A 7,355-nucleotide genomic window follows, 5' to 3' on the forward strand; every position below is an offset into this window, starting at 1 on the left:
GCCGAAGTCGATGCCGGCGCCGACGGTGATGAAAAAGAGCCCGAGCAGCAGGCCTTTGAAGGGCTCGATATCGGATTCCAGCTCATGCCGGAACTCGCTGTCCGCCAGCACAACGCCGGCGAGGAAGGTCCCAAGCGCGGGCGACAGATCCACCAGCGTCATCAAGAGCGCAATCCCCACCACCAGCAGCAGCGCCGCGGCGGTGAAGGTCTCGCGCAGGTGCGAGCTGGCGATGAACCGAAACAGCGGCCGGGTCAGAAAGTGCCCGCCCAGCACCACGGCTGCCACGGCGCCCAGGACCACCCCGGCATAGGCCCAGCCGGAGAGCCCTGCCACCAGGCTCATGCCCGCACCGTGCCCAGCCTCGGCGTGCCCGGCGTCGACACCGTGCGCGGCAAGCTCTCCGCCGCCCGCCACCCGCTGCGCCATTTCCGCCAGCTCCGGCATCGCCAGCACGGGGATCAGCGCCAGCATGGGAATCACAGCAATGTCCTGGAACAACAGCACCGAGAAGCCGGCGCGCCCGCCCTCGGTAGCCATCAGGCCTTTCTCCGAGAGCGTCTGCAGCACGATGGCCGTCGATGACAACGCCAGCAACAGCCCTGCCGCCACGGCCGTCTGCCAATGCTCCAGCAGCACCCAGCCAAGGGCCGCAATCGCGCCGGCGGTTGCCAGCACCTGCAAGCCACCCAAGCCCAGCAGCCGCGCGCGCATCTGCCACAGCAGCTGCGGCTTCAGCTCCAGACCCACCAAGAACAGCATCAGCACCACGCCGAACTCCGCGAAGTGCTGCAGCTGCTCTGTCTCGGCACCGACGATGCCAAACACCGGGCCAATGGCGATGCCGGCGATGAGATAGCCCAGCACCGAGCCCAGGCCCAGCCTCTTGGCCACCGGCACTGCCACCACGGCGGCACAGAGGTAGACGAACACCTGGAACAGCACGCCGCTCATGCGCCCGCCCCCAGCGCCGACAGGACGAGCCGGTCCAGGTCCTGATTGAGGCGCGGCAGATCGACGGCGGCGGCGATGTCCAGGTGGCCGTCGCGCAGCGCTGTGAGCAGCCGCACCCAATCCGCCACATGGGCGTCGATGCGCCCCTCCTGCACCGCCGTGCGGGCGCCAAAGAGCGCAAAGGGTGGCAAATAGGTCATGCCGCAGAGATAGGCGGTCTGCTCCAGCGGCTGCAGCAGCTCGCGGATGCTGAAGTGGTTGTAGCCCTGGGCACAGTAGGCCGCCTCGGGGCCGCCCGCCGTGCAGGCACAGAAGAAGAGCTTCCCATTGAGCGCCGTGCCGCCGGCGCCATACGCGAAGCCGTGCTCCAGCACCAGGTCCTGCCACTCCTTGAGAATGGCCGGCGTCGAATACCAGTACAGCGGATGCTGAAAACAGACCACGTCGTGCGCCAGCAGGCGTTCTTGCTCGCGGTCGATATCGATCTCGAAAGCGGGGTACTCGGCGTATAGGTCCACGCAGGTGACGCCGTTGAGCCGCCGCGCGGCGGCCAGCATGGGGGCATTGGCCTCCGAGCGCGCGAGCGATGGGTGGGCAAAGAGCACCAGGATGCGGCGGGCCGGCTTCTCAACGGCGGCCTCGCTTGCTGGATTCTGAGGCATGCGGACTCTCGGCAGACAACGTCAGCCGGAGATTCTAACCAGCCTGCCCGTGCATTTGAGACTTAAGGCTGCCGCGCCTGCACATTGCCGGGCGGCGGCCCATACGCAATGCCGTCCGCGTCCAGCGCCACACACAGTGCCGCCATGGCCGAGTCCAGGTCGCCCTGCCCGCGAAAACCGAGCAGCACATAGCGGTCCGCTGGGTCGTCACCAAGGTGTGGCAGGCTGAAGAGCTTGAGACCGGGCTGGCTCGCGTCCAGCGCCCGCAGGAGCGGGATGAGCCGGCTCTCGGGCGTGCCGTACACCGCGACTGCCGCCTCCCGGGGCGGGGCCGCGGCCGGATAATGAGTATCCAGCACCCACTCGGCCATGGGCCAGGCCATACGCGGAAAGCCCGGCAGGAACCAGTGCTCACGCAGCATGAAGCCCGGGATCTGGTTGACCGGGTTCGGGATCAGCGTCGCCCCCGCCGGCAGATCTGCCATCAGCACCCGGTGCGGATAGGCATCCGCGGCGAAGCGCTTTTCGATGAGCGCGAGCGCCTCCGGGTGGCGCTCCAATGCCACGCCGGCGGCCGCCGCAGCGCAGGCGCGGGTGTGATCGTCCGGTGTCGCGCCGATGCCGCCGCAACAGAATACCGGCAGACCCCCGGCCATGGACGCCGTCAACTGGCCTGTGAGCAATACCGGATCATCGGGGAGTATCCAGCACCAGGCGAGGCCATGCCCGCGGGCATGCAGCAGCTCCCGAAACGCCGGCAGGTGCTTGTCGGTCCGAGCGCCGGCAAGGATCTCATCGGCGACGACGATGAGACCAAAACGGCGGCCTGCATCACTGGCAGCGCTCATACACACCGACCCTGCGCTGCCCGCTGCATGTGCGCTGGCTGCGCACCCAGCCGGGTGGCCCGAGCCAGGCGCGCGTGGGCGGGGTAATCTCTGTATGGCATCTCTCAGCAGCCCCGGTTCGGTTGCGTTGAGGGGCGCGGGTTGCCGCGGCCGGGGATCCTGTTGCTCGCGGTGCCAAGCTGCGCCGGCCTGGGGCAATGGCATGGGCCGCGGAGCCATTATGCACTGCGCCGGTGCAGCGCAGGCAGCCTCAATGCCATCCAACCCGCGCAGACCGACTCGCTGTGCCCGTGCCCGAGGGCGCCAAATGCGCCCGTTGGACGCTCCCCGTGGCATGCGTCCGGGATGCGTGTGCGGCCACTACCCCGCAAACGGCATGCTCTTTGCTTCATGCTCTAGGGAAAACCCTAACCGGCGGCGTCGACCCCCACAGCACGCGCAACGGCGCCAACCTGAGCTCGGTCTTTTCAACCCATCAGCCACACAGAATACGCCACGAGGATACCCTGAGATGAGCGCCGTCCCGCTCGAAGTCGTCGAAGACATCGCCAGCCGCCAAGCCGCCCTGCGCCAGCCCATCCACCCCCAGGCGCTCCCAGACCAGGGTCTACATGACCTCCCCGTTAGGCCGCACGTGCACATCAGCCTCAACGTCCGCGGACTGTCTCAATCTTCCACCCTGGCTATCAACGAGCGCAGCGCCCGCCTGGAGCGCGCCGGGCGCAAGGTCTTCCGCATGGGGCTCGGCCAGTCGCCGTTCCCGGTGCCGCCAACCGTGGTTGACGCGCTCAAGGCCAACGCCCACCAGAAGGACTACCTGCCGGTGCGCGGACTGGATGCCCTGCGCGAGGCCGTCGCGGCCTACCACCGCCACGCCCAAGGCATCGAGCGCAGCGCCGAGGATGTCCTTATCGGCCCCGGCTCCAAGGAGCTCCTGTTCATCTTACAGCTCTGCTTCTATGGCGATCTGCTGGTGCCGGCCCCCAGCTGGGTTTCCTACGCGCCCCAGGCGGCCATCGCCGGCCGCCAGCACCGCTGGATCGACACCCGCCGCGAGGACGGCTGGCGGCTGACACCGGAGGGCTTGGACGCCGTCTGCCGCGCCGACCCGGACCGGCCGCGAATTCTGATCCTCAACTACCCGTCCAACCCCCTGGGCGTGACCTACAGCGCGGATCAACTGGCAGCCCTGGCCCGGGTGGCGCGTCGCTACGGCCTGGTGGTGCTCTCCGACGAGATCTACGGCGAGCTGCACCACCAGGGTCGGCACGCATCCATCGCGCGCTGGTATCCGGAAGGCACCATTATCTCCGGGGGTTTAAGCAAATGGGCTGGGGCCGGCGGCTGGCGACTCGGCACCTTCACCTTCCCGCCAGAGCTGCGCAGTGTGCTGGATGCCATGGCGGTGGTGGCAAGCGAGAGCTACACCAGTGTCAGCGCACCCATCCAGCACGCCGCCATTACCGCCTTCAGCGGCGGGCCGGTTATGGCGGACTACCTGGCCCGCTCGCGCCGGGTCCTGCGCCAGATCGGCCCCGCCATCGCAGCCCGCCTGCGCGCCGCCGGCTGCGCCCTGGACGACCCGGAGGGCGGCTTCTACCTCTTCCCGGACCTGAGCCCCTTCCGTGAACGCCTGGCAGCCCACGGCATCCACGACGCCCGCCTGCTCTGCGAGCGCCTGCTGGAGGACACCGGCGTCGCCGTCCTGCCTGGCAGCGATTTCGGCCGCTCGCCGACGGAGCTGTCCCTGCGGCTCGCCTATGTCAACTTCGACGGCGCGCGGGCGCTGGAAGGCGCCGCCGAGCTGAACGCCGAGGCCGTGGCGGATGCCGGGTTCCTCGCCGAGCACTGCGCAGACAGCATGGCGGGAATCGAGCGCCTGGCGAGCTGGCTGGAGGCGCTTTGACTTAGAAGTACAAAGTGCGCGATGCGCAGTGCGGGCAAAGCTGCGACGTGATGCTGCGTTCTATCCGGAAGGCCGCATCGCCGCCTTCGGCGGTGAACCTGGGTCGGGTCAACTTTGCCGACCTGGCCTTCAGCGCTAGGGAAGCGCCAATAAATCGGCGCTTCCCTAGCGCATGCCGATGAATCGGCGTGTCTCTCGCGAGGCAAGACGCCCCCGCAATTTTCAGCGGCTTAAGCGGCGGAAAAGAAGACGTTCGGAAACCGTGTTTTCGAACATCGTGCCCATTCCTGAAAGGCAAGGTCCATAATCGGCGTCCTCAGAACCTTCCCCAGAGCAACCGGTTTTGCTTCAGGCTACTTGCCCGCATAAATCGCATCCAAGCCGCGCCTTGCCACCACCCCGCCCGCAATCCAAGATGCCGAAGACGCCGAGCGCAGCGGCAGTCCTGACACTCCTCGCCGCATTCTGGCTGCCGCTCTCGGTCGCGGCTACCGAGCGCTTCGACGAGGGCGCTTGGTCCGCCGCCATCCCAGGCAACCCGGACGAGCCCTGCGAGCTCACCACCGGCGGCTACGACCGCACGGCAGACGAACAGAACCCGATGCTGCTGCTCGCCATCGCGCGGGACGGCCCCGCGCCGACGCTCCGGGTCAACGTCATCACCGTCACCGAGCTGACCCAGGCAGAACTGCTGCGGGCACGGGCAGAACTGGTCGTGGACGGCCCGTCCGCTCGCACCCTGGCGCTGATACCAGCGGCCATTGTCCAAACGGACGTCGAGCGCCGAGTCACCTTCCGCGCGCTGCCCGGGGGCGGCGAGCAAGCCGGGCTGCGCGCGGTGGTGGACGCAATGCGCCGGGCCGAGCGAGTCACGGTGAAGATCAACGGCCTGCCGCTCGAGCCCGCCTTCTCGATGCAAGGGCTGGATGTAGTCTGGCAGCGCGCGTCGTCCGCCTGCGTCCCGCGGCGCTGACGCCGCACTCGTTTCCACGCTCCGGCAAGGGAATGCAGGGCGGCCGCTCCAGCGACCCGTGCCGCTAGCGCAACGCAGGAGCGTCGGCCTTGTCTTGCGCGCTGGAACATAGGACGCCCGCCAGCAGGCGGCAGCGCGTAAATCGGCACCGGCCACCCACCGACCTGGCCGGACGCTGGGGGACGCTGGGGACTCGCGCCCTGAGCCCGTCCGCGCCTATGCTGACGTTTCCGCAATGCAGCCCCCAGCCGAGATGCCCGCCGACCGCCTCGATGCCCGCTTCAAGCAGGACACGCTGTACGTCTTCAAGGCCGAGGAGACGCAGCTCATCAAGGCGTGGCCGGACCTCACCGCCGCGCGCAAGCACGATCGCAATGCACGCTGGCTGGACTTCGAGCCGGACTATCCGCTGATCCGCCCCTACCGGTCCAGGCGCAAGCCAAAGCCCAAGGCGCCACCGACCGGCGCCCCGCGCCAACTCGCGCTGGACTTGGTGCTGCCGCCGGACGCCCCACCCCTGGTGCTCACCCGCCCGCGGCTCACGCCGGCGCAGCGGCGTAAGCGCGCCTTCGATGCCTTCCGATTCAGCTGCCCAAAGCCCATCGCCCGGCGCATCGAGCCATTCCGCGGCGACCACCTGCCGCTGCTTAGGCTGCTCCTGGCGCTGGGCGAGCGCGGCGATCTGTTCGACAGCAGCCCGGCGCTCGGCTATTGCCTGGCGCTGGCCTTCCGCCGATCACTGGCGGCCCGAACACAAGAGCGCAACCAGCGCCTCGACCAGCTCGCCAGCCTGAAGCAGGCGGAGATCATGGACCGGCTGGGGCTGCCCCACAGCAAGCGCGCCGTCAAGTCCATGGCCAAGATTCGCCCAACCGCCATGAGTCGCGAGCTTGCGGGCGGCATCAAGCGGCTGCTCGCGGACGAAGATGCGCTCCAAATCATGGGCCACCTACCCGAGTTGAACCTGGGCGCGCTGACCCTGCTGCTGGACCCACAGCTGCGGGCGCTCGCCACGCCCGTGCTGTTCGAGGCTATCGTCGACGAGCCGCAAGAGGGCTACTTTCCGTTCACGGCCCGTCGGCTCGCGGATATCCAGCAGATGGCGGATGCACTGGGCGTGGACATCTCGAGACGGCGTTTTCGCGAGCGCCGGCGCCTGGATGGGCTCTTTCAGGATCTGGCACAGGATTACACGCGCCTCGAAGATCACCGGCTCAAGGCCAGCCGTTTCCCGCCGCCACCGGTGCCCGGCAGCGACGACATCGTGCCATTACGCGCCCCGCAGGCCCTCGTGGAGGAAGGCCGCCAGCAGCGCAACTGCGTCGCCGGCTATACCGAGCGCGTCGCCGGCGGCGATACCTACATCTACCGAGTGCTGCGTCCGCAGCGCGCCACGCTGTCGCTGGTGCGCTGGCCCGGCGGGCGCTGGCAGATCGGCGAGCTGCTGCGCGCCGGCAACCATCCGGTGAGCGCGATGACGCGGCGGGCCGTGGAGGCGTGGCTGGAGACGCACCGGCTCTGAGCTTTCCGGGCCTTCCACTCCGATGCGGCGACGATGCCAGCGGTCGGGATCATATGACTTGAAATCATTCGCACAAATGGAGATCGAACCATCATCCGGGAGGTCGGCGGCAGCGAGCCAGGCAATGACCTGCCAGAGCACCTAGCGCGGGCGGAGGCCGGCGAGGAGATCCCGACCACGCCGTGGAGCCGGATCGTCGCTCGGCCGTCAGCGGCAGAGGACCCCTGGGCGGCGGGAAAGCGGAAGTTCGGGACTCTGCGAGGGCGGGCCCGGGTCGGCGACGTGGTAAGCCCGGTCGGTGAAGCCTTCTCAGCCTCAGAAGCCGCGATGGTTTAGGCCCTAAAGGTTCACAGGCAAGACGGGCCCGACCTGACAGCGGCGGGTGGCGTCATAGTCGCGGCACACTTGGCCGAGCTCTTCTGCCAACGGCATCTTGGGAGATGCTGATTTATTGGGCATCCTGCCCAAAAATCAGACGGAGCCGGGCCTG

6 protein-coding genes are annotated in these 7,355 nt (G+C 68.3%); 3 read left to right on the forward strand and 3 right to left on the reverse strand.

Features of this window, described 5'->3' with window-relative positions:
* The 3 genes from I6U14_RS15775 to I6U14_RS15785 all read right to left on the reverse strand — a co-directional run.
* The coding region (locus I6U14_RS15775; protein WP_296900476.1) for a cation:proton antiporter at nt 1-954 on the reverse strand (954 nt) is incomplete at its 3' end.
* Nucleotides 951-1,616 carry an NAD(P)H-dependent oxidoreductase gene (locus I6U14_RS15780; RefSeq protein ID WP_296900477.1) on the reverse strand — a complete coding sequence of 222 codons (666 nt, stop codon included), beginning with the start codon at nt 1,614-1,616 and terminating at the stop codon, nt 951-953. The genes I6U14_RS15780 and I6U14_RS15775, both read right to left, overlap by 4 nt.
* A gap of 62 nt (nt 1,617-1,678) precedes the next feature.
* A complete protein-coding gene (locus tag I6U14_RS15785; RefSeq protein WP_296900478.1) occupies nt 1,679-2,464 on the reverse strand; it encodes a molybdopterin-binding protein in 786 nt (261 codons plus the stop codon).
* A 511-nt stretch (nt 2,465-2,975) separates the two neighbouring features.
* Between I6U14_RS15785 and I6U14_RS15790 the strand changes: the two genes are divergently transcribed.
* The 3 genes from I6U14_RS15790 to I6U14_RS15800 all read left to right on the forward strand — a co-directional run bounded on the left by I6U14_RS15790 (nt 2,976) and on the right by I6U14_RS15800 (nt 6,865).
* A complete protein-coding gene (locus I6U14_RS15790; protein ID WP_296900479.1) occupies nt 2,976-4,370 on the forward strand; it encodes an aminotransferase class I/II-fold pyridoxal phosphate-dependent enzyme in 1,395 nt (464 codons plus the stop codon).
* Between the two features lie 415 nt (nt 4,371-4,785).
* Nucleotides 4,786-5,343 carry a hypothetical protein gene (locus I6U14_RS15795; protein ID WP_296900480.1) on the forward strand — a complete coding sequence of 186 codons (558 nt, stop codon included), beginning with the start codon at nt 4,786-4,788 and terminating at the stop codon, nt 5,341-5,343.
* Nucleotides 5,344-5,596: 253 nt separating this feature from the next.
* Nucleotides 5,597-6,865: a PcfJ domain-containing protein gene (locus I6U14_RS15800; protein ID WP_296900481.1), complete on the forward strand. Its 1,269-nt coding sequence runs from the start codon at nt 5,597-5,599 to the stop codon at nt 6,863-6,865.
* Nucleotides 6,866-7,355 lie beyond the last annotated feature (490 nt).

Origin of the sequence: Thiohalocapsa sp. (assembly GCF_019695415.1) — a bacterium.
GTDB lineage: Bacteria > Pseudomonadota > Gammaproteobacteria > Chromatiales > Chromatiaceae > Thiohalocapsa.